The sequence below is a fragment of the Lachnospira eligens genome, assembly GCF_009680455.1.
Classification (GTDB): domain Bacteria; phylum Bacillota; class Clostridia; order Lachnospirales; family Lachnospiraceae; genus Lachnospira; species Lachnospira eligens_A.
Window position 1 is genome coordinate 1 of sequence record NZ_WKRD01000013.1, and the last position, 24,214, is coordinate 24,214.

22 protein-coding genes are annotated in these 24,214 nt (G+C 37.7%); 17 read left to right on the forward strand and 5 right to left on the reverse strand.

Annotated features, from left to right (window positions below; all coding sequences use genetic code 11):
- The 6 genes from GKE48_RS14625 to GKE48_RS13670 all read left to right on the forward strand — a co-directional run.
- A partial coding sequence (locus tag GKE48_RS14625; RefSeq protein WP_173016949.1) for a hypothetical protein occupies positions 1-627 on the forward strand: 627 nt, incomplete at its 5' end.
- Positions 628-1,095: 468 nt separating this feature from the next.
- Complete coding sequence (gene aspS, locus GKE48_RS13650; RefSeq protein ID WP_012738696.1) at positions 1,096-2,841, forward strand: aspartate--tRNA ligase; 1,746 nt, start codon at positions 1,096-1,098, stop codon at positions 2,839-2,841.
- A 142-nt stretch (positions 2,842-2,983) separates the two neighbouring features.
- Positions 2,984-3,280, forward strand: coding sequence for an Asp-tRNA(Asn)/Glu-tRNA(Gln) amidotransferase subunit GatC (gene gatC / locus GKE48_RS13655; protein WP_012738698.1), 297 nt, complete (start codon positions 2,984-2,986; stop codon positions 3,278-3,280).
- An 11-nt stretch (positions 3,281-3,291) separates the two neighbouring features.
- Positions 3,292-4,737 carry an Asp-tRNA(Asn)/Glu-tRNA(Gln) amidotransferase subunit GatA gene (gatA, locus tag GKE48_RS13660; protein WP_055216860.1) on the forward strand — a complete coding sequence of 482 codons (1,446 nt, stop codon included), beginning with the start codon at positions 3,292-3,294 and terminating at the stop codon, positions 4,735-4,737.
- Between the two features lie 15 nt (positions 4,738-4,752).
- Entirely contained in the window at positions 4,753-6,204 is a 1,452-nt protein-coding gene (gatB, locus tag GKE48_RS13665; RefSeq protein WP_022098713.1) for an Asp-tRNA(Asn)/Glu-tRNA(Gln) amidotransferase subunit GatB, read from the forward strand.
- Between the two features lie 32 nt (positions 6,205-6,236).
- A complete protein-coding gene (locus tag GKE48_RS13670; protein WP_055216858.1) occupies positions 6,237-7,613 on the forward strand; it encodes a glycoside hydrolase family 28 protein in 1,377 nt (458 codons plus the stop codon).
- 52 nt (positions 7,614-7,665) lie between these two features.
- On the opposite strand, the gene GKE48_RS13675 is transcribed toward GKE48_RS13670, so the two are convergent.
- From GKE48_RS13675 to GKE48_RS13685, 3 genes are all read right to left on the reverse strand, one after another.
- On the reverse strand, positions 7,666-8,538 hold the full coding sequence (locus GKE48_RS13675) for an Rpn family recombination-promoting nuclease/putative transposase (RefSeq protein WP_055216857.1): 873 nt from the start codon (positions 8,536-8,538) through the stop codon (positions 7,666-7,668).
- Positions 8,539-8,845: 307 nt separating this feature from the next.
- Entirely contained in the window at positions 8,846-9,526 is a 681-nt protein-coding gene (locus GKE48_RS13680) for a hypothetical protein (protein ID WP_055216855.1), read from the reverse strand.
- A 40-nt stretch (positions 9,527-9,566) separates the two neighbouring features.
- On the reverse strand, positions 9,567-9,932 hold the full coding sequence (locus tag GKE48_RS13685) for a PilZ domain-containing protein (RefSeq protein WP_242854968.1): 366 nt from the start codon (positions 9,930-9,932) through the stop codon (positions 9,567-9,569).
- A 238-nt stretch (positions 9,933-10,170) separates the two neighbouring features.
- Here GKE48_RS13685 and GKE48_RS13690 point away from each other — a divergent pair, with 238 nt between their 5' ends.
- The 5 genes from GKE48_RS13690 to GKE48_RS13710 all read left to right on the forward strand — a co-directional run bounded on the left by GKE48_RS13690 (position 10,171) and on the right by GKE48_RS13710 (position 15,775).
- A complete protein-coding gene (locus tag GKE48_RS13690) occupies positions 10,171-11,061 on the forward strand; it encodes a phosphoribosylaminoimidazolesuccinocarboxamide synthase (RefSeq protein ID WP_172676025.1) in 891 nt (296 codons plus the stop codon).
- A gap of 26 nt (positions 11,062-11,087) precedes the next feature.
- Complete coding sequence (gene purF / locus GKE48_RS13695; RefSeq protein WP_022098707.1) at positions 11,088-12,530, forward strand: amidophosphoribosyltransferase; 1,443 nt, start codon at positions 11,088-11,090, stop codon at positions 12,528-12,530.
- A 428-nt stretch (positions 12,531-12,958) separates the two neighbouring features.
- On the forward strand, positions 12,959-14,335 hold the full coding sequence (cobA, locus tag GKE48_RS13700; protein ID WP_012738705.1) for a uroporphyrinogen-III C-methyltransferase: 1,377 nt from the start codon (positions 12,959-12,961) through the stop codon (positions 14,333-14,335).
- A gap of 47 nt (positions 14,336-14,382) precedes the next feature.
- Positions 14,383-14,979 (forward strand): HD domain-containing protein, encoded by a 597-nt coding sequence (locus tag GKE48_RS13705; protein ID WP_012738706.1) that lies wholly within the window; start codon positions 14,383-14,385, stop codon positions 14,977-14,979.
- Between the two features lie 193 nt (positions 14,980-15,172).
- Positions 15,173-15,775, forward strand: a complete 603-nt coding sequence (locus GKE48_RS13710; protein WP_408606595.1) for a DUF4143 domain-containing protein — start codon at positions 15,173-15,175, stop codon at positions 15,773-15,775.
- Here the strand turns inward: GKE48_RS13710 and GKE48_RS13715 are convergent.
- Complete coding sequence (locus GKE48_RS13715; RefSeq protein ID WP_041687925.1) at positions 15,772-17,076, reverse strand: sensor histidine kinase; 1,305 nt, start codon at positions 17,074-17,076, stop codon at positions 15,772-15,774. The genes GKE48_RS13710 and GKE48_RS13715 overlap by 4 nt on opposite strands.
- Positions 17,077-17,098: 22 nt before the next feature.
- A complete protein-coding gene (locus GKE48_RS13720; RefSeq protein ID WP_041687927.1) occupies positions 17,099-17,809 on the reverse strand; it encodes a LytR/AlgR family response regulator transcription factor in 711 nt (236 codons plus the stop codon).
- 277 nt (positions 17,810-18,086) lie between these two features.
- Here GKE48_RS13720 and GKE48_RS13725 point away from each other — a divergent pair, with 277 nt between their 5' ends.
- The 6 genes from GKE48_RS13725 to GKE48_RS13750 all read left to right on the forward strand — a co-directional run bounded on the left by GKE48_RS13725 (position 18,087) and on the right by GKE48_RS13750 (position 24,113).
- Positions 18,087-18,536 carry a hypothetical protein gene (locus tag GKE48_RS13725; protein ID WP_154301341.1) on the forward strand — a complete coding sequence of 150 codons (450 nt, stop codon included), beginning with the start codon at positions 18,087-18,089 and terminating at the stop codon, positions 18,534-18,536.
- Positions 18,503-19,270 (forward strand): hypothetical protein, encoded by a 768-nt coding sequence (locus GKE48_RS13730; protein WP_173016950.1) that lies wholly within the window; start codon positions 18,503-18,505, stop codon positions 19,268-19,270. The genes GKE48_RS13725 and GKE48_RS13730 overlap by 34 nt, the downstream gene beginning before the upstream one ends.
- Before the next feature lie 62 nt (positions 19,271-19,332).
- Positions 19,333-19,995: a hypothetical protein gene (locus GKE48_RS13735; RefSeq protein WP_158567479.1), complete on the forward strand. Its 663-nt coding sequence runs from the start codon at positions 19,333-19,335 to the stop codon at positions 19,993-19,995.
- Between the two features lie 19 nt (positions 19,996-20,014).
- The gene (locus GKE48_RS13740) at positions 20,015-21,973 is read left to right on the forward strand and encodes a hypothetical protein (protein ID WP_022098700.1); all 1,959 of its coding nucleotides are present in this window, start codon (positions 20,015-20,017) and stop codon (positions 21,971-21,973) included.
- Positions 21,974-22,076: 103 nt separating this feature from the next.
- Positions 22,077-23,507, forward strand: coding sequence for an adenylosuccinate lyase (purB, locus tag GKE48_RS13745; RefSeq protein ID WP_022098699.1), 1,431 nt, complete (start codon positions 22,077-22,079; stop codon positions 23,505-23,507).
- 24 nt (positions 23,508-23,531) lie between these two features.
- Positions 23,532-24,113, forward strand: coding sequence for a flavodoxin family protein (locus GKE48_RS13750; protein ID WP_022098698.1), 582 nt, complete (start codon positions 23,532-23,534; stop codon positions 24,111-24,113).
- The last annotated feature ends 101 nt before the right edge of the window (positions 24,114-24,214 follow it).

Below are 24,214 nucleotides of genomic sequence, written 5' to 3' on the forward strand. Positions count from 1 at the left end.
AAGAAGGAGAATACAACAACTGCTGGTAATGAAGGGAACTCACAGGTTAGCCAGACGCAGGAAAGCAGTTCTAAGAGTGAAGAAAAGTCAACTAGTCAGAGTAATGACCAGTTAGAAAGTCAAATTAGTATATTTAATGGATTTACAGCACAGATACCTAAGGGATATACATTTACTGGTGGCGGTGGAAAAATAATATATAATTCGAAGGACAAGACAGACCTATATATATCAAGATCATTTGATAAAAAAAGTGTATTACCACTCACATCTGTTACGAAAGAGACTATAGTTGAAAGTATATCACAGCTTTTATGGACTGATGATGGTATTTCAGAGCAGATAAATGGGTATACAAAGGATGTTCCTGTGACAGTAGCATCAGTTACTGATACAGAGATTAATGGAATAAAGATGAAGAAGTTTGAAGGAAAGCTTACTCTAGCAAAGTCAAGTAGTGATAAGGATACGACATGGGATTGTTATATATATGGATATGTGCTTGAGGCTGGTCCTAATACTGTTGGTTTCTTCGGTCTTGAGCAGGAACAGTCACAGTCAGCAGATAAGATTGAGCTAATAAAGAAGAATATGGATGCAATGGTAAAGACAATTAAGCTTATTTAATTAAGATAATAAATTGAGAAAAGTACCATCATAATTCATAAAAATGTATATTAATTTCATACAGGGAAAATTCGCACTTGAAAAGTGATATTGACTATGTTATCATTTAACTATATGAATATCTTAAAGACTGTGAAAGAGACTTCTTTTCATGGAACCTGACAGGAAAGCGATGCCACCGACTGAAAGCATACGCAGGGAATTGATAAGAGGAACGCTCTGGAGTTGGATGGTTGAGCAGCCACGGCTGGGTAGGTCATTCCGTTACACGCGTTAAGTGCAATGAGATGAAAAGTTTAGAACTTTTCAATGCGGGTGGTACCGCGGATAACACAGTTTATTCGCCCCGGGATGTATATTACATCCTGGGGCTTTTTTGCGCGAAAAAGCATAGCAGGATGTTAGGTATTATTATTTTATTTGACAGGACATAACATTTTGCCTGTCCAGAAAAGAAAGGAGATTGCAATGGCAAACATGTACAGAGATGTTAACTTAAGTGAAGTTAATGAAAGTTACATCGGCAAGGAGTTAAAGGTTGCAGGATGGGTTGAGAACATCCGTGACCACGGAGGAGTTTCATTTATCGATTTAAGAGATATGTATGGAGTACTTCAGGTAGTACTTCGTGATACAACATTACTTGATGGTATTCATAAGGAAGAGTGTATCGCTATCGAGGGTATTATGGAGCAGAGAGATGAGGAGACATACAATCCTAAGATTCCTTCAGGAACAATTGAGCTTGAAGCTAAGAAGATTACAATACTTGGACAGGTATACCAGCAGCTTCCATTTGAAGTACAGACTTCTAAGGAAGTAAGAGAGGATGTACGTCTTAAGTACAGATATCTTGATTTAAGAAACCAGAAGGTTAAGGATAACATGATATTCAGATCAAAGGTTATCGCATTCCTTCGTCAGAAGATGACAGACATGGGATTCCTTGAAATCCAGACACCTATTCTTTGTGCTTCATCACCAGAGGGCGCAAGAGATTATATCGTACCTTCAAGAAAATATAAGGGTAAATTCTATGCTCTTCCACAGGCACCACAGCAGTATAAGCAGTTACTTATGGTATCTGGTTTTGATAAATATTTCCAGATTGCACCTTGCTTCAGAGATGAGGATGCAAGAGCTGACCGTTCACCAGGAGAATTCTACCAGTTAGATTTCGAGATGAGCTTTGCTACACAGGAAGATGTATTCAGAATTGGTGAAGAGGTTCTTACAGAAACATTTGCAAAATTCGCACCAGAAGGATATGAAGTTACACAGGCTCCTTATCCAATCATCAGCTACAAGCAGGCAATGCTTGAGTTTGGTTCAGATAAGCCAGATCTTCGTAATCCACTTAGAATTATCGACCTTTCAGAGTTCTTCAACAAATGTACATTCAAGCCTTTCCAGAACAAGACTGTAAGAGCAATCAATGTACATGCAAAGCTTTCAAAGGGACAGCATGAGAAGTTACTTAAGTTCGCTACAGGAATCGGAATGGGCGGACTTGGATACCTTGAGGTTCTTGAAGACGGAAGCTACAAGGGACCAATTGATAAGTTCATTCCAGAAGAGCTTAAGGGAGAAATCAAAGACCTTGCAGGACTTCAGCCAGGAGATACAATCTTCTTTATCGCTGATAAGGAAGACAGAGCAGCATACTTTGCAGGACAGATCAGAAACGAACTTGGTGAGAGACTTGACCTCATTGAGAAAAATGCATACAGATTCTGCTACGTTAATGACTTCCCAATGTTTGAAAGAGATCCAGAAACTAAGAAGATTGGATTTACACATAATCCATTCTCAATGCCACAGGGTGGACTTGAGGCACTTAATACAAAAGATCCACTTGATATCCTTGCATACCAGTATGATATTGTCTGCAACGGTGTAGAGTTATCATCAGGCGCAGTTCGTAACCATGACATGCAGATAATGGTTAAGGCATTCGAAATTGCCGGATATGACGAAGAAGTATTAAAGGCAAAATTTGGAGCATTATACAATGCATTCCAGTTTGGTGCACCACCACACGCAGGTATGGCACCAGGTGTTGACCGTATGATTATGCTCCTTAGAAATGAAGAGAATATCCGTGAGATAATTCCATTCCCAATGAGCGGAACAGCACAGGATTTAATGTGCGGAGCACCAAATGAGGTAACAGAGCAGCAGCTTAGGGAAGTTCATATTAAGGTTAGGGATTAGGAGGCATACGGACGACTGCGAGGTTTATAAGTTCACCGCAAGGCACGCTCTCGCTGCGAGCGACAAGTAGCGAAAGCGTGTCTTGTGATGATTTATCCAATTTCTCCAGGCGTATATAACGACAACGAAAGGAGACGCACACATGGCTAATGTAATTAGTGATGAGACAATTGAGTATGTTGGTATCCTTGCCAAGCTTGAACTCTCTGATGAAGAGAAGGAAGCTGCCAAGAAGGATATGGCTAGCATGCTTGATTATATTGACAAGCTCGGAGAGCTTGATACTACAGGGGTAGAACCTATGTCACATGTGTTCCCTGTTAATAATGTAATGAGAGAAGATGTTGTTACTAATGGTGACGGAAGCGAGGCAACTCTTGCTAATGCACCTGAATGTAATGAATCAGGATTTATTGTACCTAAAACTGTTGAATCATAGAAAGGACGCATATGAGTTTATTAGATTATACAGCTGTTGAACTGGCTGCTAAGATTAAAGCGGGTGAGACAACAGCAACAGAGGCTATGGAAGCTGTTATTGCACAGATTGAAAAATCTGAAGATGAGCTTAACTGCTATGTCACATTTGACAAGGAAAAAGCTCTTGCAGCAGCTAAGAAAGCAGATGAGGATATCAAGGCAGGTAAGCTTACAGGACCTTTGGCCGGAGTACCATTTGCAATCAAAGATAATATGTGTACAGAGGGCATGCTTACTACATGCTCATCAAAGATACTTGGTAATTTCGTTCCAACTTACACAGCAGACGCTGTAGAAAGACTTCAGAATGCCGGAGCTGTAATTATCGGAAAGACTAACATGGATGAATTCGCGATGGGTTCTACAACTGAGACAAGTGCATTTGGTGCAACTAAGAATCCACGCAATCCTGAGCATGTACCTGGTGGTTCATCAGGTGGTTCAGCAGCAGCTGTAGCAGCTAATGAGTGCTTTGCAGCACTTGGTTCTGATACAGGTGGATCAATAAGACAGCCAGCTTCTTACTGTGGTGTTGTAGGCTTAAAGCCAACTTATGGAACAGTTTCACGTTACGGACTTATCGCTTATGGTTCATCATTAGACCAGATTGGACCTTTATGTAAGGATGTAACTGACTGTGCAACTATTATGGAAGCTATCGCAGGCAAGGACGATAAGGACTCAACATCAATTGGAAGAGATGATTATTCATTTACAAAGGCATTAGTTGATGATGTTAAGGGAATGAGAATCGGTATTCCAAGAGATTATTTTGGAGAAGGTCTTGACCCTGAGGTTAAGGAAGCTGTTCTTAACGCTGCCAAAGTTCTTGAGAGCAAGGGCGCAATCGTCGAAGAGTTTGATTTAAGCCTTGTTGAGTACGCAATTCCTACTTACTATACAATCGCAGCAGCAGAAGCAAGCTCTAACCTTGAAAGATTCGATGGTGTTAAATACGGATACAGAACTAAAGAATACGAAGGACTCCACAACATGTACAAGAAGACACGTTCAGAGGGCTTTGGACCAGAGGTTAAGAGAAGAATTATGCTCGGTTCTTTCGTATTAAGTTCAGGATATTATGACGCTTATTATCTTAAGGCATTAAGAGTTAAGGCTCTTATTAAGAAAGCATTTGATGAAGCATTTGCAAAATACGATGTAATTCTTGGACCTGTTGCACCTACAACAGCACCAAAGCTTGGTTCATCACTTTCTGACCCTATTAAGATGTATCTTGGAGATATCTATACTATCTCTGTAAATCTTGCCGGACTTCCGGGACTTTCTGTTCCATGCGGTAAGGACAAGAATGGTCTTCCAATCGGCTTACAGCTTATTGGCGACTGCTTTAAAGAAAATAACCTTATCCGTGCAGGCTACGCTTATGAGCAGGCACGAGGAAGATTTGAATAGGAGGGAGGCATAAGTATGAAAGATTATGAAGTTGTAATCGGACTTGAAGTCCATGTTGAATTAGCTACTAAGACAAAGATTTTCTGCGGATGCTCAACTGAGTTCGGCGGAGCGCCTAACTCACATACTTGCCCTGTGTGTACAGGTATGCCAGGTTCTCTTCCTGTTCTTAATAAGAAGGTTGTAGAATATGCAGCAGCAGTAGGACTTGCAACTAACTGTACAATTACACAGGACTGCAAGTTTGACAGAAAGAATTATTTCTACCCTGATAACCCACAGAATTATCAGATTTCACAGCTTTATCTTCCAATCTGCCGTAACGGTCATGTTGATGTTACATTATCAGATGGAACAGAAAAGACAATAAGAATCCACGAGATTCATATGGAAGAGGATGCAGGAAAGCTTGTTCATGATGAGTGGGAAGGCGTGTCATATGTAGATTATAATCGTTCAGGTGTGCCTCTTATCGAAATCGTTTCTGAACCAGACATGCGTTCAGCAGAAGAAGTTATTGCTTATCTTACTAAGTTAAGAACAACAATCCAGTATCTTGGTGCTTCTGACTGCAAGCTTCAGGAAGGTTCTATGAGAGCCGATGTCAACCTCTCTGTAAGAGAGCGTGGTTCAAGCGAGTTCGGAACAAGAACAGAAACTAAGAACCTCAATTCATTTGCAGCGATTGAAAGAGCAATTAAGGCCGAGACAGCTAGACAGATTGACTTAATCGAAGCAGGCGAGAAGGTTGTACAGGAAACAAGAAGATGGAATGATGACAAGGAATATTCATATGCTATGCGTTCAAAAGAAGATGCGCAGGATTACAGATATTTCCCAGATCCAGACCTTGTTCCAATTCACATCAGTGATGAGTATTTAGCAGAGCTTAAGGCAAAACAGCCAGAGTTCAAGGACGAGAAGAAGGCACGTTATATTGAAGAATTCGGACTTCCTGAATACGATGCAGAGATTCTTACAGATTCTAAGAAGTTCACAGAAATCTTTGAGGAAGCTACAGCAATCTGCAACCAGCCAAAGAAGGTTTCTAACTGGATTATGGGTGAGACAATGCGACTCATGAAGGAAGAATCAGCTAAGACTGGAAGAGAATTCAGAGCCGAGGAATTAACATTTTCACCTGAAAGCCTTGCCAAGATTATTACTCTTGTTGAGAAAAAGGAAATCAACAATGCAGCAGCTAAAGAAATATTTGAGCATGTATTTGCAGAAAATGTTGATGTTGACGCATATGTTGAAGAACACGGTTTAAAGCAGGTTAATGATGAAGGCGCGCTCAGAGCAACAGTTGAGAAGGTTATTGCTGATAACCCACAGTCAGTTGCTGATTATAAAGGCGGCAAAAAGCAGGCAATCGGCTATCTTGTCGGACAGACAATGAAGGCAATGCAGGGCAAGGCTAATCCGGGAATGGTAAATGCTTTGTTACAGGAGCTTTTAAAGTAACACATGAACTTAAAACTAAAAGGAGATGTGGAATGAAAAAAGTTAATTTTGATGTAAAACTCCCGGCATTTGTTGACAGAATAGTATATGTTGACAACTATGGTGCAAGACCATACTGCTATACTATTGAAGATGCATCAAGAAATGCTGATGCTATAAACAGGGCTATTAACTATATCTCAGAAAAGGGCGGCGGAACTGTTGTGATTCCTGAGGGAATCTGGTTTACAGCGCCAATCGAGATTAAGAGCGATGTTGAGTTAAGAATTGAGAAGAATGCAATACTTAAATTTTCTAAAGATATTGACCAGTATCCACTTATTATCACTAACTATGAAGGTCAGGAGTGTATAAGAGCCAAGTCTCCTATCACAGCTGAAAATGCTATTAACATCGGTATAACCGGTGGCGGTGTTATTGATGGAAGCGGTGATCTGTGGCGTCCTGTAAAACAGTTTAAGATGACTGAGAGACAGTGGCAGGAGCTTATGAAAAAGAGCCAGTACACAATTGATACTAAAGAGGGCGGCATATGGATGCCGACAGAAAGCTCATTTAAAGGTAATGAGCATAATATCCAGCTTGACGCTGAGAATGCACTTGAGAAAGCAAGCGAGTATTATGATTTCTACAGACCTGTAATGGTAAGTCTTCGTCACTGTAAAAGAATTCTTCTTGATGGTGTAACATTTATGAATTCACCGGCATGGAATATACACCCATTTTTCTGTAAGAATCTTACAGTAAGAAATGTTACGGTGAGCAATCCATATTATGCGCAGAACGGTGATGGAATTGATGTTGAATCATGCAAGAAGGTTCATATACATAACTGTACATTTGAAACAGGTGATGATGCAATCTGTTTAAAGTCAGGCAAGAATGCCGTAGCAAGACAGATTGAAGGACCTTGTGAGGATGTATATATCCATGACTGCCTTGTTAATAAGGGACATGGCGGTTTCGTTATCGGAAGTGAGATGAGTCGAGGCATTAAAAATGTACTGGTAGAGAATTGTACTTTTCTTGGAACTGATGTCGGAGTCCGCATTAAGAGTGCACTCGGACGAGGCGGCGTTATCGAGAATATTAATGTAAAGAATATTAATATGGTTGATATTAAGGAACAGGCAATAATTCTTACAATGTCATATGTGCTTAATTTGCTTAACAGAAATGAAGAGATTAACGGAATTGACAAGGACGATATTCCTTATATTAAGAATATTAATTTCGAGGGAATTAATTGCCTCGGAGCAAAGGAAGCGGTTGTCATAGAGCCGTTAAAGGATATGCCTGAGACAATCACAGATATACACATTAAGGCTTCATCATTCGTAACAAGCGGTGAGAACCGTGTTGGATGCGACTGTCTTACAAGCGAACAGACAACTTATGAGATATTATAAAGAAATCCCGGCAGCACTGATATATGTGTTGCTGGGATTTATGCGTTGTGTATTAATTTTTCTTTTCTGCTTGGGCTGCTAATAATTGTTCGTATTTAGCTTTCCACTTTTCGGTTTCTGATATTTCATTTTGCAATTTTATGTGTAATTCAGTTTTTTCTCTTGTGAGATTTTCCTTATCTTCCTCTAGTTTCTTCAATTTATCTTGCATATGTTTTTCTTCAATCTCAGCCCGTCTTCGTGCTTCACACTGCTGGCGGATTGTTTCGTCACTATTAAGCTCATACAAAGTCTCTGCTGCATCTTTCATATATTCATTACTCTGAACAGCCATACGCAACTCCTCCCATGTCTTAGCCTTGAAGACAGTGGCCCATGTGTCTATTCCATAAGCCTTGTCTTCATCACTCGCCATATCTATCTGAGTTAAGTCTAACACACTGATACCAAGTTTGTCACTATACCTTCTGTGAGTTTTCTTATTCAATAGTTCAAATTCAGCGTAGAATTCCGGTGCGTCTTCAAATAAAGTATAATCAAGAATACCAATATTGATAACAGGTTTAATATCTTCGTATGCGTCACCTTTATTAAGCTGGCTGAAGTCTGAACATAAATAACATAATGACCTGTTTTCCCAGTTGTGCAGATTATTAACCTGCATCTCAAGGTTCAGCATTCTACTGTTATTAAGCAGAATATTTACATCAAGTATAAATGTTTTGGCATTAATGCTTTCACCTAATATTATAGGATTGGTTATTTCAATATCCTTAATATCTTCAGGGTTAAGATGCAGCAATGCACTTGCTAGTCCAATCAGTGTTTTTCTGCTTTTTTGCAGTATTGCACGAAACATATAATCATTAGTCAGACCATAATCAATCTTTCCTTTTGCCACCATAATAGGTGCAGTATTCCCCATAAAATTCCTCCTCTATTCGTATTGCTATATTGTTTTGTGGATATAATTGGCGAAATGTAAAACCTGCCAGACAGTTAAATATAATATTTAACATAATTGTATAATAACATGAAATATATTCTAATGCAATACACAATAGAAAGAAAATATTAAATAGATACGGTATTTAATGAGAACAATTAAAAAGTTGCATGTTATTCATTATTAGATTGAATGGCATGCAACTTTTTCCATTGTGTCATAATTTTTCTTTTCTGCTTGGGCTGCTAATAATTGTTCGTATTTAGCCAATGGCTCTCATATTGCATTAGTTGCCAACTTCTTCCTGAATCAATTCCAATGCATATAAGTCAACACTCAGATACTGGTTTTTGTAAAGAATTGCAGGGCATTTTACAATAGACAGTTCTTCAGAAGAGCCATCTTTATATTGTATGTTGAGTACATACTGTACATATGAATCAGCATCATTATAGAAAGTAACCGGGTGCGATGGAGTGAAAGCCAGAGCATCTGTTAAATCTTTAAGTTTATTTCCATCAAAAACGGCAGTCTTATGATTAGACTGGTTGGTGACAGTAATGCTGTCAGCATTGGCTATGTTAATTGTTACAAGACTTTTGTTATAAATGTTGTCGAGATAATCTATAACATTTGCTGCTGATTTTCCAAATGGACGGTAAGTTATGTTGTTAATTGTGACTTTGTTGTTGAGTATAATAATGTTGTTGGTACGGTTATCAGTAAATATTCTATATGTCCAGCCAGTTGATTGCGGATACAGCCACGGCATAACAGTTATATCTTCTATTATGTCAATTAGCTGGTTCTTCTCATTCTGTGTCAGGCTGATTTCGCTGCCTTCTCTTACAACAGATAAGTCGTCTGTGTCTGACAAACTGACTTTGATATGACGTGGTCTTAGTAAGATTATTAAAATAATAATTAAAACTGCACCAATTAAGAGACATATCTTTTTCTTATTCATAATAATTACCTACTATTGAGGGGATGTCTATTGTGACTCTTTATTCTTTTTCAATCTTAGCCTCATATTCATCAAAGATATAACCAAGAATCGGTGCCATACCGACAAACTCGCAGCCATAAAGATAATTGTCAGTGCCCTCAATCGCCTGACTTCTTATAATCTTGACAACACTGTAGAGAGTATCTGTTTCAGAGCCAAGATTAAGTGCAGCGTTAAAATAGAAGTTGATAGGCAGCATGCTCTTTGATTCAAATGCAATTCCACCTTCAGATATATTGATAACTTTAATAGGAGAATCAAGATTTTTAATCTCCATGTTATCCTGCTTAAATAAAGATGAAACATTGAGTGACAGGTCTGCTTTCATTCTTTTAAAACGTCTTTTTTCAATTCCATTAGCCATAATAAAATCTCCCATCTTAATATTATTATCCAAGTGAATAGTACACTTCTAAAAACTGACTATATTTATATTTTTAATAATACACTTTAATGAGGTAATGCGCAATGTATTATTGCAAAAGATAAAGTCTATTGATTTTGAATGGACGCTGGTATATAATATTTTTGTTTGTTTTTAAACCGCATAAACACTACGGTTTGATAACTTTTTAACTAATAATTATATTAAGAAGAAAAGGATGGATGAACTCATGGGAAAATGTGAATTACTCTATGAAGGAAAAGTAAGAGAAGTATATGATTGCGATGACAAGCTTGTTATGGTCGCTACAGACCGTATCTCAGCATTTGATCACATTTTAAAGAATAAGGTTACAGAAAAGGGAGCAATTCTTACACAGATGTCAAAGTTCTGGTTTGATTATACTAAGGACGTTGTTGCTAATCATATGGTTTCAGTTGATGTTAATGACATGCCAGAGTTCTTCCACAAGGATGAATATATTGGAAGAAGCATGCTTTGCAAGAAGCTTACAATGCTTCCTGTTGAGTGTATCGTAAGAGGATACATTACAGGTAGTGGCTGGGCAAGCTACAAGGAAAACGGAACAGTCTGTGGAATTAAGCTTCCAGAGGGACTTAAGGAATCAGAGAAGCTTCCTGAACCAATCTACACACCAAGTACTAAGGCTGAGATTGGCGACCATGATGAGAATATTTCATTTGAGAAGAGTATTGAAGTTCTTGAGAAGCAGTTCCCAGGTAAAGGTCTTGAGTATGCTACTAAGATTAAGGATGCAACTATCACTCTTTACAAGAAGTGTGCAGAGTATGCTTTAAGCAAGGGTATTATTATTGCAGATACTAAGTTTGAATTCGGTCTTGATGAGAATGGTGATGTAGTTATCGGTGATGAGATGCTTACACCAGACAGCTCAAGATTCTGGCCATTAGAAGGATACGAGGCAGGAAAGAGCCAGCCATCATATGACAAGCAGTTTGTAAGAGACTGGTTAAAGGCTAATCCAGACAGTGATTATTTACTTCCAGATGATGTAATCGAGAAGACAGTTGAGAAGTACAAGGAAGCATATAAGCTTCTTACAGGCAAGGATTTTTCCCGCAAATAATCACAGGCGATAAGGAATGGAGAATTATGAATCAGATTGATATTAATGACAGCCACTATGCTGAAGATGAACTTCATGAGGAATGCGGAGTTTTTGGTGTATATGATTTCGATGGCAATGATGTTTCATCTACAATATATTATGGCCTTTTTGCCCTTCAGCACAGAGGACAGGAAAGCTGCGGTATAGCAGTCAGTGATACAGAAGGACCTAAGGGAAAGGTTCTTTCATATAAGGATATGGGACTTGTTAATGAAGTCTTTAATCCTGAAAAGCTTGAAAAGCTTAATGGTAATATAGGTGTCGGACATGTAAGATATTCAACAGCCGGAAGCAGCAGCCGTGAGAATGCTCAGCCACTTGTTCTTAACTATGTTAAGGGAACTCTTGGTATGGCACATAACGGTAATCTTCTTAATGCGGTTGAACTGCGTGAAGAGCTTTCTTATACAGGAGCTATCTTCCAGACAACTATTGATTCAGAGGTTATTGCTTACTTAATCGCAAGAGAAAGACTTAATGTTCCTACTGTTGAGGGAGCTGTGTTAAATGCGATGAAGAAGATTAAGGGTGCTTATTCACTTATCGTAATGAGTCCTAGAAAGCTTATCGGAGCAAGAGACCCATTTGGTTTCAAGCCATTATGTATCGGTAAGAGAGATAATGCATACTTCTTATCATCAGAGACATGTGCACTCGATACTGTAGGTGCAGAGTTTGTAAGAGATGTTGAGCCTGGTGAAGTTGTTACTATTACTAAAGACGGAATCAAGTCTGATAAGTCACTCTGCCAGAAAAATACAGCAAGATGTATATTTGAATACATATATTTTGCAAGACCAGACAGCAAGATTGACGGAATGGGCGTATATGAGTCAAGAATTAATGCAGGTAGAATCTTAGCAAAGACTCATCCTGTAGAAGCTGATATTGTTGTAGGTGTTCCAGAATCTGGTAATCCGGCAGCACTTGGTTTCTCAATGGAATCAGGAATTCCTTATGGTAATGCATTTATCAAGAATAACTATGTTGGACGAACATTCATCAAGCCTAAGCAGGAACAGAGAGAATCAAGCGTTAAGGTTAAGCTGAATGTACTTAAGGAAGCAGTTGCAGGCAAGAGAGTTGTCATGATTGATGACTCGATTGTACGAGGAACAACAAGTGCAAGAATTGTTAATCTTCTTAAGGCAGCAGGTGCTAAGGAAGTTCATGTAAGAATAAGTTCGCCGGCGTTCCTTCACCCATGTTATTTTGGAACAGATATTCCTTCAGAAGACCAGCTTATCGCATCAGGCCATTCTGTAGATGAAATCTGTGAAATTATCGGAGCAGATTCATTAGGCTATCTTGAGGTTGACAAGTTAAGCGAGATGATATGTGGACAGACAGGTTACTGTGACGCATGTTTTACAGGCAATTATCCAATTGAACCGCCTAAGATTGATATCCGCGGTGAGATGGGCTGATAAAGCGATTGCAGCATGCTGCCTGGAGGACATCTCTGATGTGGCGGTTGGTTGAGGCTTGCTATAGCCGTGTCGCGGACAGTGGATGTGCCTTGAAAGCATAATATTGCTGAATATGAAGGCAATTTCTGGCTGAATACCTATAAGATTAACATATGTGCTGATTTGGTAGGTGTTTTTTAGCAGAATAATAGAATATATGACACAAGATGCCTACTAAAAGCATGGAATATGTTATTTAGTAGGCATTTTTAGTAAAAATGTAGTACTATTATAATAGTCACAAACGAAATTTACCTACTAAAATACTGAATATGCGACTATTTATAGGTATCATGACAACAAGCAAAGAAAATCAGGCTAAAGCAAACAGAAATTAACAGTTTCAAAGTGTATCATGACAATAATTACAAGAAAAGGGGAACAGGATGAGTTATTTTCCGTTTTTTAGAGAAATAGAAGGGGAGAAATGCCTTGTTATCGGTGGCGGTAAGGTGGCAGCAAGAAAGATAAGCAGGCTGAAGGGATTTGGCGTGAAGATTAAAGTTGTTGCACCGTCTATAGTTTCTGACATAGAGGCAGTGGCGCAGGCTTGCGATAATATAAGTGTTGAAAGAAGAATATTCACACCACAAGATATTGAAAATGTGGATTTTGTTATCGCGGCGGCTGGTGAAGAAGTGGATAAAGAAGCTACAAGATTGTGCAAAGAAAAGGCAATTCCTGTAAATGTTGTGGATAACCAGGAGTTATGTGATTTTATATTCCCTTCAATTGTGCAGAAGGGTGATATGGTTGCAGGCTTTGTTACAGGTGGGAAGAGTCCGCATGTTGCAGCTAAGTTAAGAAGAGATTTTGAAGCAAATGTATCTGATAATATAGAGAGCATATTAGATTATCTTTCAGAGGTCAGGACACTTGCCAAAGAAAAGATAGATGATGACAGAAAAAGAGCAGCATTTATAAGAGAAGTTTCTGAATTCTGCATGAAAGCAGACAGAGTGTGCAGCAACAAGGAAGAAAATGCATTTTTACAGAAATATCTTGATAACAGGAGTGAGACAGTGCTTCCGGGGGCAGCACTTGTTGGAGCAGGATGCGGCTCATATGAACTCATCACAATAAAAGGTCTTAATGAGATAAGACGGGCAGAGGTTATAGTGTATGATGATTTGATTGATGAGCATCTGCTGGAATTTGCACCGGAGAGCTGTGAGCTTATATACGCCGGAAAGAGGAGTGGCAGACATTCCAAGGCACAGGAGGAGATTAATGAGCTTCTTGTAGAAAAAGCTCTTGAAGGCAGATATGTTGTGAGACTAAAAGGTGGTGACCCTTATGTGTTCGGCAGGGGCGGAGAGGAAGCACTTGCACTTAAAGAACATGGAATACCAGTGCATGAAGTTCCGGGGGTTACATCAGGTATCGGTCTGTGTGGAATGGCAGGAATTCCGGTGACACACAGGGGTGCAAGCCGTGGATTTCATGTGATTACCGGACATACGGCAGATAATCTGTCACCAGAGGTTGAGGAAATCAGGTGGAAATCATATGCGAAGCTTGATGAAACATTTGTATTTCTTATGGGTTTAAAGAGTATAGACATGATTACGGAAAAGCTGATGAGATATGGAAAGTTGTCAGATACGCCGGTTGCGGTAATTCACGGTGAGAATACAGATGGTACATATGTAAAGCTTGTCGGAACACTTTCGGATATTGCAGCAAAGGTGAAAGAAGTAGACTTCCCATCACCAGCTATTATAGTTGTTGGCGAGGTTGCGTCACTGGAATTGACGGATTAGCAGAAACTTAAGATGCGCTGAAAAGCAGCGCAGGAATAGAGGTTAACATGGATAAAGACAGACTTGACAGACAGATAGAGTTTATAAGAGAGATTGATAAGGAAAAGAGCATTGGCAGACAGACGTATCTGGCGGATGCGTCAAGAAAGGAAGATGACGCTGAGCATGCATGGCATATGGCAATTATGACTGTGCTGTTGTCTGAATATGCCAACGAAAAGATTGATGTGCTCCGCACAATGACAATGCTTCTTATACATGACCTTGTAGAGATAGATGCAGGCGATACATATGCTTACGATGAGAATGCTAAGAAGACACAGCGTGAAAGAGAGTTAAAATGTGCTGACAGAATATTCAGTATTCTTCCAGAAGACCAGGGGAAATATATGCGTGAATTGTGGGAGGAATTCGAGGCACAGGAAACACCAGAAGCAAAGTTTGCAAGAACTATGGATAACTTCCAGCCTGTAATTTTAAATGATGCTTCAAAAGGAAAAAGCTGGGCAGAAAAGGGTGTGCATCTTAGCCAGATATTAAAAAGAAATGCACGAACAGGAGAAGGCTCAGAAGAACTCTGGAAATATTCGTATGAAAAATTTATAATGCCTAATGTGAAAAAAGGGAATATTAAAGAGGATTAAAATAGTAGAAATTCGAGTTAAGGGGGTAAAATTTACAAAAAAGTAAAAAAATACCCCCTTAACTTAAAAAAACATTTCTTTTGCTATAATAAAAATATAAAACGGAAATTTTCCGAAAACAATATTTTATGATAATCCAGACGATAAGAGAACATATATTAAGAGTGTTATAGGAGAAATATTAGAAAAGGATATTAAGCACAGGGTAAAGATACGTAATGTTTCAGTTTTTGAAAAAGTGCAGACATATCTTATTAACAACTTTGGCTCAACAACTAGTTTGAAGAGTATCTTGAAAGAACTTCATAAATCTGGAATGGACATAAAGAGAGAAACTTTGAACCGTTATATTAATATATTAATGGATGCAAAAATAATATACGAATGTAAGAGGTTTGATTTAAAATCCATAAATGGTGAGCAGAAGTATTATTTATCAGATATGGGTTTCTATTTTGCAACAAATACTGATAACAGAATTAATTATGGACCAGCCCTTGAAAATGTTGTTTTTAACTATGCAAAATCAAAGGGGTATGATATCAGTATTGGAAGAATAGGAAAGTTAGAATGTGATTTTATTATGAGAGATAATATGAACAACTATGGTTATGTTCAGGTGACGATGACAACAATGTTAAACAGAGAAACAGAGGATCGAGAGTATGCTCCATTAGAGATGATTAAAGATAACTATCCTAAATATGTGCTTACAAGAAATGATATGATACAAAAAAGAAATGGAATCATTCATGAAAATATACCGCAGTTTATGGCATCTGGAAAGCTTTTCTAAGGATGCTCCAGCATAACCACAACGCGGAATTCCTGCTTTTCCTCCGAGTAAACATAATTGAGCAGACCATTATATTTATCTGCAATGCGCTTTACACTTTTAAGACCATAACCGTGAAAACCAGTGTCCTGTTTTCTGGAATGAAGTTTTCCGTCATGGCCTAAAGGAGATGATTTGCATGAGTTAGCAATGCTTATAAGGTCAGCGTTGCCGCCTCTGATAAGAGAAACATTACAATCTATATATGGTTCATCACATGATAGGGATGCATCAATGGCGTTATCAAGAAGATTGCAGAATATGGAAGTGAAATCCTGTGCGGGAAGATATTCAAGGGTGTTGGCGCGTATGTCTGCCTCAAAGCTTATACCTGAATTACTACATTGTTCGGCATATCTTGAGATAATTACATTCAGTATATCAATTTTGCAATATCTTTTGGATTTTCTTAGTGCATCACTTCCCAGAATGTTATTGATATATCCGGTTATTTCGTCAATATGTTTTCCATCATTCAGCTGGCTGATAGTATTAAGGTGGTTCTTAATATCGTGAATAAGAATGTGCTGTTTCTCATTAACTTCCTGAACATAATTATAATAATGTTCAGTGTCAGTCTCTTTCTGTAATTCAATCTGCAATCTGGCATATTCAACATTTTTCTGGCTGATATCCTGCTGCAGATAGAAAGTCAGGATATTGATTGAGAGCAGCAGAACCAGACATATGAATACAATAACAGAGTCAGAGCCAGACAGTTTACCGTTGAGACATATATAGCCAAGAGAAACGGTAATGATAGAGGACATAACAGGTATCAGATACAGCATAAGGGTGCTTTTGCGTATAGAAGCATTATTGACTGTATTTTTAGAGAAAATTCTGGTTACTAACTGTGAAATACATAAATAGACAGATTTGCTTAATATAACAAATGTAAATGCCGAACTATGTATGTTTCCATCACGGAATGCATATATCGTTATGTCAGGAATAGCTGCGGCAATAAGTCCTTCTGATAATGCCATAAGAATTGTCAGGGCAAGGGCATGAAACAGTGCCCAAACCGGTTTTGAATCATAATTAAGCACGATGCAGCACAGATAGACAATGAATGAGCAAAATGCATTGAGTGCCGCATTAGTGAGAATTGCTACAGGTATAAGCAGACTGAACATGCCAATAGTGATTAAAAGAGATAAAAATGTGTTCTTTCGTGAAGTAAATATCCGGTTGCAGTATAGCCATAGAATAATGGCTTCTATAAGATATACAAATAAATAGTACAATATTAAATTCATAAATCCCCCTCTGATTAATAAACTAGCGCAATGTTGTAAGAAATGCTGAATAGGTATTAAAAAAATCATTATACTTGCGCAAGGCAATATCAGCGTAAAGATGATTTTCCATATATATTCTGCTGTTATTATAAGACATAATATAATTCATATTCACTATATAACATCGATGGCTCTGATAAAAGCTCCCAGACGGAAGCATTGATTTAATGCTGGCGAGAGTCTGGGTGGTTGTATATGTATCTGAAACCGTGTGGATAGTAAGATTGCGGCAGTGAGGATTAACCTCCACCATAATGATATCCTTTGCTGATAATACATATGTTTTGCCTTTACATTTTACAATAATCCTGCCGCCAATAGAATTGAATTCAGATATGGCGTCTTCAAGGTTACGCATAAAACGTTTACTTTCAACAGGCTTTGAAATATAACGGAATACATGAAAGCGCATGGCTTCGTCAAGATATTCCGGAAAGGAAGTTATAATAATTATTATTGCTGCCGGATAAGATTTAACAAGCGAATTACCAACGGCAATGCCATCTATGCCAGACATCTGGATATCTAAATATACAATATCGGGTTTGATATCTGAAGCCAGAATGTCTTCACCAGAGTGAAATATGTAAATATCAGGTCTTTTCAGTTTATGTTCAATATAATAACTTTCGCACAGAGTTTTAATCTGCTCGCATATCAAATTGTCATCATCACATATAAATATATTCATTATCCAATCTCCATAAAATAAAACTATTGTTATTATAACCGATGAGAATATTAAAATAAATGTTATTTTAAACACGAAAAGTGTCATTTCACGCAATTGGTATTGAATTAATAAAATAGATGTGGTATTAAAGGCTTATATAAAGCGTTGTACACATATGCGCATGGGTATGGGAGAAGACCAGCTCATGTATATAGATAAGAGAGAAATTGAAAAAGCCGAAGAATGGAAAAATATTTTTAGTGAGCCAGTTCATTTACTAGGGAGATGATATTAAATGAAGAGAAGAGGCATTAGGTATGTGATTCCAATTATATTTATTGCAGTATTGGTGGGAGCAATGGTGACATATGTTCTACTCCATAAGAATACAGAAGCAGAGAAGGGCTTAGATTATGCAAGTCTTATCGGGGTAACAGGAGACAGTGATTTTCAGAATTACTGGGATACAGATGGATGGTATGATCTGGCTGCAGTTGAAGATGGATATTATTACATGAATTTTGAACAGAAGTTGTTGTTTTTGAATCTGGAGACAAATGATGTTATACCTGTGTGTGCAAAACCTGAGTGTGATCATAAATCTTCAAGTTGTAATGCTTTTTTTGGAAATGGAGCGGCATTGAGGAGTATATATTATTATAGTATATATATTATTTTGGACTTTCTAATGGCATGGCACAGTTATGCCGCATGGATAAGAGTGGCACAACAAGAGAAGTTATAGGTGAACTTATACCTAATGATGGGGTTGACTCGATTCGAGCTGTTTTTCAGGGGGAATACGCTTTTATATATGATGGGAGTGGCCTTGCTGATGAGCAAGAGACTACAAAGAGCATAATAGAAGTATCTCTGACATCAGGAGACAAGAAAATTGTATATGAAGTTACTGGAAAAGGGATATCAATAACTAATGTTAAATGTTTTGGTGATAAAATATTTTTTACTGTGAGGGAAGCCGATTCCATATCAGATAAAGCCATAAGTGTGCATAGCAGAGGTTTGTTTAGCTATTCGTGCAGCAATGATGAGATAGAAGAAGTGAGTGGACAGAATATTAATGATTATTATGTTGTGGATGGAACAATGTATTACTTTGTTACGGGAGAGGGGCTTTACAAGATAGATATTGGAAGTGATATATCACAAAAAATATGGGAGTCAACAGAACAATGTGATATGTGTAGTGTATCTTCAGATGGAGAATACATTTATCTTAATAATCATAAGTACTGTTATTATATGTGGGAATTATATGGCTTTTCAGAAAACAGATATATAGTTATTGATAAAGGTGGAAATGTTATTAATGAGATATTGTGTCCTGATGCATTGGCGTTATATTTTGGGGATGACAGGTATTTATTTTATAAAAGTATGAACGATGCAGAAGGTCTTATGTATATGAAAAAAGATGATATAGAGACTGGTGGAGATTGGAAGCAGGTGTTTGAATGACAAAGTATATAAGGCTGTTTAAGAAAGGAATGTATAGATTTTGTATGATGTTTCTTCTTATATTGATATCATCAGGATGCAATGTAAAGGAAATAGAAACACAGACACAAACAGAGACTAATAACCAATATGCAGTACAAGAACCAGAAATGACAGTTATAGATGGAATAAATTATATAACGGAGCAAGGCATTAAGTTAAAGGTGACATACCCAATAATATCTAAAGATATCGCCGATGGTAATTTGGTTGGAACATATATGGTAAATCCAGTAAAATTAGGCAATGGATTGGGAGAAAAGGATGAAATGGCGTATATTGTTGCCGGTATTATAGAGTGGCCATCATTATATAATGATGAAAATATAGAGAAATTAGAGTATACGGCATATAATGCATCCTGCATATTTGATTACAGTGATATGAGTGAGAATAAATATACAAAAAAACAGATGGATATAAAAGGCGAAACAAAAACAATATATGGAAATGATGAAAATAAGTTAAAGTTAATAATTATAAATGAACTCCCAACATCTGATAAAGCAGCTTATAGTTATATGCAGCCTGAGTATGTTGAGATAAAGAGTGTTATTGACGATATCAATAAAATGATTGTAGGAGTCCATGTTTATTATATGGATGGGAGCGAAGATTCTGATTATTATAGAGTAGAAAGTATATCTAAGAGTGATATAAGCAGGATACAAATATACAGGTTATGATTGGCATATAGGGGGAAATATGCAGGAATTAAAACGTATCATCAATTATAAACGGATTATATTGTTGTTAATTGCTGTAACAGTTAATGTTGTATTCTTTTTGTATGACAATAAGCCGGTAATGGATGAAGATATAATCAACAAAGAAAATGTTGCTCATGAGACATATATTAAGAATTATCACGAAGAAGTGAATGCAATAATTGATAATGCTGATAAACTTAAGAAATATAGTATTTTTAATAAAGCTGGAAGTTTTTCGTATGCGAATATATTGCAGACGGCAAGGGATTTTGAACGAGTAAAGAACGTTATTTTACCAGAGGATGAGTATAAAGGGGTGCAGGCATATACAACTTATTATTATCAATATTTCTTTACTATGCTTGTAATGATGTTTGTTATATACGATATGTTTGCACAGCGGGATAATGGCATGTGGAGCATAACATATAGCTGCGCTAATGGAAGAATCATGTATGCGATAAAGCAGACGAGAGTTATTGTTGTTACAGGAGCTTTTACACATACTCTGATATACTGGTCCACGTTTATTGCGGCAATGCTGCAAAGAGGAGGCGTCAGGGACTTAGTAAATCCAGTGCAGACAATTGAGACATTTGATAAATTTACATATCCGTGGAGCAAAATAAAGTATGTGACGGTGCTATATCTGATATCAATGGTGTGTATAGTTGCCCTATGCATTACTATATGGGGTGTTTTTGTTATGTTCCGTAATCGTGTCTATGCACTGGTTACAATGCTTATATTTGCGGCTGTGGAGCAGTTTATATATTCTCATATAGATATACATAGCGTGTGGAATGGTCTGCATTATATTAATATTATTAATATAATTAATATAAATGCTACATTTTCATCATATAGAAACTGGGGTGTGGGAACTTATGTATTTCCTGTATTTTCAGTGGTGCTGTTCGTGCATATTATATGTGCAGGTGTAATAGGTTATATTGCTATAAATGTGTCTGCTTCAATGAAACCATACAAAAATACAACATTTATAAAACGGTTTACAGATTGTGTATCAGCTGGCTGTCAGAAAATTCTTGCAAGGATTCCGTTTCTATTTAAGGAAATACATAAATTTATATTTACTTCTCATTGTGGCTGGGTTGTTGTGGTAATGCTGACAGTTACAGCGTATGTATGCCAGACAGGCCAGTATCACTATACAGATGACAATAAGTATATGGATAGTGAATACATGTTACATGGAGGGAAAGATTATACATATTTTCAGGATTATCTTGATAATCTATATCAGCAGAGAGATGAGCTGCAAGCTGACATAGATGATTATGGAGATATATTGACAAGAGATGAAAGCGTTGATATTGGTAGTTATGTTAATCTGAAAACAAAACAACAGCAGATACTAAAGCTGATAGAAAGTCGTAGGGAATACGCGGACAAGATTGAATATATCGGACATATGGATGAAACATTTAATATAAGAGCATGGATGATATCGGACAGAGGATATGAAGTGATATTGGGCAAGAAAGGACTGTATCGCAGAATAATGGTAAATCTTGCACTGATATGCGGTTTTATACTTATGTCAGCAGATGCAGGAAGACTTGAAAGAGTCAGCGGCATGATACTTTTTGAACATAGTACAGCATTGGGACGTAATAAGATGAGATGCAATAAATATTTGTCGTGCATAACAATTACAATAATAATGACTGTTATTATATGTGGAATGGAATTCTTATGGATGAGACATATATATGGGATACCTTACATGAATGCGCCGGTCGTGAGTCTTACATTTATGGGGAATAAACTTGGAATGGGACTATATGCATCTGGAATTCTTAAGTGGATGCTGTTACATATGACAATATGGCAGTATATGCTTATGCAATTTATCATGAGGCTTGTAATATGTCTTATATTAAGCGTTGGCATAATGAAAATAACAAGAAGCATTAAGAATATAAAATAAAGGCATAAATTGCAAACGCAGTTCTGCTATGATATACTTAATCTGTATATAGCCCTGCGATGGCTGAATAATGAATTTTTGATATATGAAAGGCGGATACGAGATGAACGACAGATATCAGACACCACTTGCAGAAAGATACGCAAGCAAGGAAATGCAGTACATTTTCTCTCCTGACATGAAGTTTAAGACATGGAGAAGACTCTGGATTGCATTAGCAGAGACAGAGCATGAACTTGGACTTCCTATTACACAGGAGCAGATTGATGAGTTAAAGGCTCACAAGGATGATATTAACTATGAAGATGCCAAGAGAAGAGAGAAGGAAGTAAGACATGATGTTATGTCACATGTATATGCTTACGGACTTCAGTGCCCTAAGGCTAAAGGTATCATACATCTTGGAGCAACTTCATGCTATGTTGGTGATAATACTGATATCATCATTATGACAGAAGGCTTAAAGCTTGTTCGTAAGAAACTTGTTAATGTTATTGATGAGCTTTCTAAGTTCGCAGATAAATATAAGGCACAGCCTACACTGGCTTTCACACATTTTCAGCCAGCACAGCCAACTACAGTTGGTAAGAGAGCTACATTATGGCTCAATGAATTAGTTATGGACCTTGAAGACCTTGATTATGTACTCTCTACAATGAAGCTTTTAGGCTGTAAGGGTACAACAGGTACACAGGCATCTTTCCTTGAACTTTTCAACGGAGATCAGGATAAGATCCGCCAGATTGACGGAAAGATTGCAGAAAAGATGGGATTTGACGCATGTGTTCCAGTTTCAGGCCAGACATATTCAAGAAAGGTTGATACAAGAGTACTTAATGTACTTGCAGGAATTGCTGCGAGCGCACACAAGTTCTCTAATGATATCAGATTATTACAGCACCTCAAGGAAGTTGAAGAGCCATTTGAAAAGTCACAGATTGGTTCATCAGCTATGGCTTACAAGCGTAATCCTATGAGAAGTGAGCGTATGGCTTCACTTGCTGATTTCGTTATCAGTGACGCACTTAACCCTGCTATTGTTTCATCTACACAGTGGTTTGAGAGAACACTTGATGATTCAGCTAACAAGAGAATGTCAGTTCCAGAAGGCTTCCTCGCTGTTGACGGAATCCTTGACCTCTACTTAAATGTTGTTGACGGACTTGTTGTATATGATAAGGTTATTATCAAGCACATGATGGCAGAGCTTCCATTCATGGCAACAGAGAATATTATGATGGATGCTGTTAAGGCTGGCGGAGACAGACAGGAGCTTCATGAGAAGATCAGAGAGCTTTCTATGATAGCAGGAAAGAGAGTTAAGCAGGAAGGTCTTGATAATAACCTTCTTGAACTTATTGCAGCAGAGCCAATGTTCGGTGTTACTCTTGAAGAGTTACAGTCAAAGCTTGATCCTATGAAGTATGTTGGCCGTTCTAAGGAACAGGTTGACGAGTATCTTGCTAATGTTATCAAGCCTATTCTTGATTCTAATAAGGAAGAGCTTGGCATGAAGGCAGAGATTAATGTTTAATTAATAATTTGGAGGTGTTATAACATGAAGGTTGTATTAGTTAATGGCAGCAGAAGAGATGCAGGCTGTACATATACAGCACTTTCTGTCGTTGCTAAGGAATTAGAGGCACAGGGAATTGATACTGAGATAGTTGCAGTTGGCAGCAGAGTTGTTAAGGGCGAGCTTGACGCAGTTGTCAAGGAAGTTGGCGCTAAGATAACTGATGCAGACGGACTTATTGTTGGTTCACCTGTTTATTATGCTTCTCCAACAGGAGAGATATTAATGTTCCTCGACAGATTATTTGGTGCATATGGTAACGAGCTTCGTTACAAATGTGGTTCTTCAATTGCATCTGCCCGCCGTGGCGGAACAACATCAACAGTTGATGTGTTGAATAAGTATTTCCAGATTAACCAGATGCCGGTTGTATCATCTAACTACTGGAATATTGTACATGGCAATACACCTGATGAGGTTGTTAAGGACGAAGAAGGCATGCAGACAATGAGACTTTTAGGTCAGAATTTTGCATGGCTTGTTAAGTCAATAGACGCAGCAAAGAAGCAGGGAATTGAGCTTCCACAAGGCGAGAATAAGATTAAGACCAACTATATCAGATAATTTATAATTCTTCATAAATATTTAATGTCATAAGAGGCGTGCTGTATATATAATTATGTATATACAGCACGCCTTTACTGCCCGGGCAGTGATGAGGATAG

Coding starts and splice junctions, on each gene's coding strand:
- GKE48_RS13670 (WP_055216858.1), top strand. CDS start 6,237: ATGAAAAAAGTTAATTTTGATGTAAAACTCCCGGCATTTGTTGACAGA.
- GKE48_RS13705 (WP_012738706.1), top strand. CDS start 14,383: ATGGATAAAGACAGACTTGACAGACAGATAGAGTTTATAAGAGAGATT.
- GKE48_RS13680 (WP_055216855.1), bottom strand. CDS start 9,526: ATGAATAAGAAAAAGATATGTCTCTTAATTGGTGCAGTTTTAATTATT.
- purF (WP_022098707.1), top strand. CDS start 11,088: ATGAATCAGATTGATATTAATGACAGCCACTATGCTGAAGATGAACTT.
- GKE48_RS13715 (WP_041687925.1), bottom strand. CDS start 17,076: ATGAATTTAATATTGTACTATTTATTTGTATATCTTATAGAAGCCATT.
- aspS (WP_012738696.1), top strand. CDS start 1,096: ATGGCAAACATGTACAGAGATGTTAACTTAAGTGAAGTTAATGAAAGT.
- GKE48_RS13740 (WP_022098700.1), top strand. CDS start 20,015: ATGCAGGAATTAAAACGTATCATCAATTATAAACGGATTATATTGTTG.
- gatC (WP_012738698.1), top strand. CDS start 2,984: ATGGCTAATGTAATTAGTGATGAGACAATTGAGTATGTTGGTATCCTT.
- gatB (WP_022098713.1), top strand. CDS start 4,753: ATGAAAGATTATGAAGTTGTAATCGGACTTGAAGTCCATGTTGAATTA.
- GKE48_RS13750 (WP_022098698.1), top strand. CDS start 23,532: ATGAAGGTTGTATTAGTTAATGGCAGCAGAAGAGATGCAGGCTGTACA.
- GKE48_RS13675 (WP_055216857.1), bottom strand. CDS start 8,538: ATGGGGAATACTGCACCTATTATGGTGGCAAAAGGAAAGATTGATTAT.
- GKE48_RS13725 (WP_154301341.1), top strand. CDS start 18,087: ATGAAGAGAAGAGGCATTAGGTATGTGATTCCAATTATATTTATTGCA.
- GKE48_RS13720 (WP_041687927.1), bottom strand. CDS start 17,809: ATGAATATATTTATATGTGATGATGACAATTTGATATGCGAGCAGATT.
- gatA (WP_055216860.1), top strand. CDS start 3,292: ATGAGTTTATTAGATTATACAGCTGTTGAACTGGCTGCTAAGATTAAA.
- GKE48_RS13685 (WP_242854968.1), bottom strand. CDS start 9,932: ATGGCTAATGGAATTGAAAAAAGACGTTTTAAAAGAATGAAAGCAGAC.
- cobA (WP_012738705.1), top strand. CDS start 12,959: ATGAGTTATTTTCCGTTTTTTAGAGAAATAGAAGGGGAGAAATGCCTT.
- purB (WP_022098699.1), top strand. CDS start 22,077: ATGAACGACAGATATCAGACACCACTTGCAGAAAGATACGCAAGCAAG.
- GKE48_RS13730 (WP_173016950.1), top strand. CDS start 18,503: ATGGATAAGAGTGGCACAACAAGAGAAGTTATAGGTGAACTTATACCT.
- GKE48_RS13690 (WP_172676025.1), top strand. CDS start 10,171: ATGGATGAACTCATGGGAAAATGTGAATTACTCTATGAAGGAAAAGTA.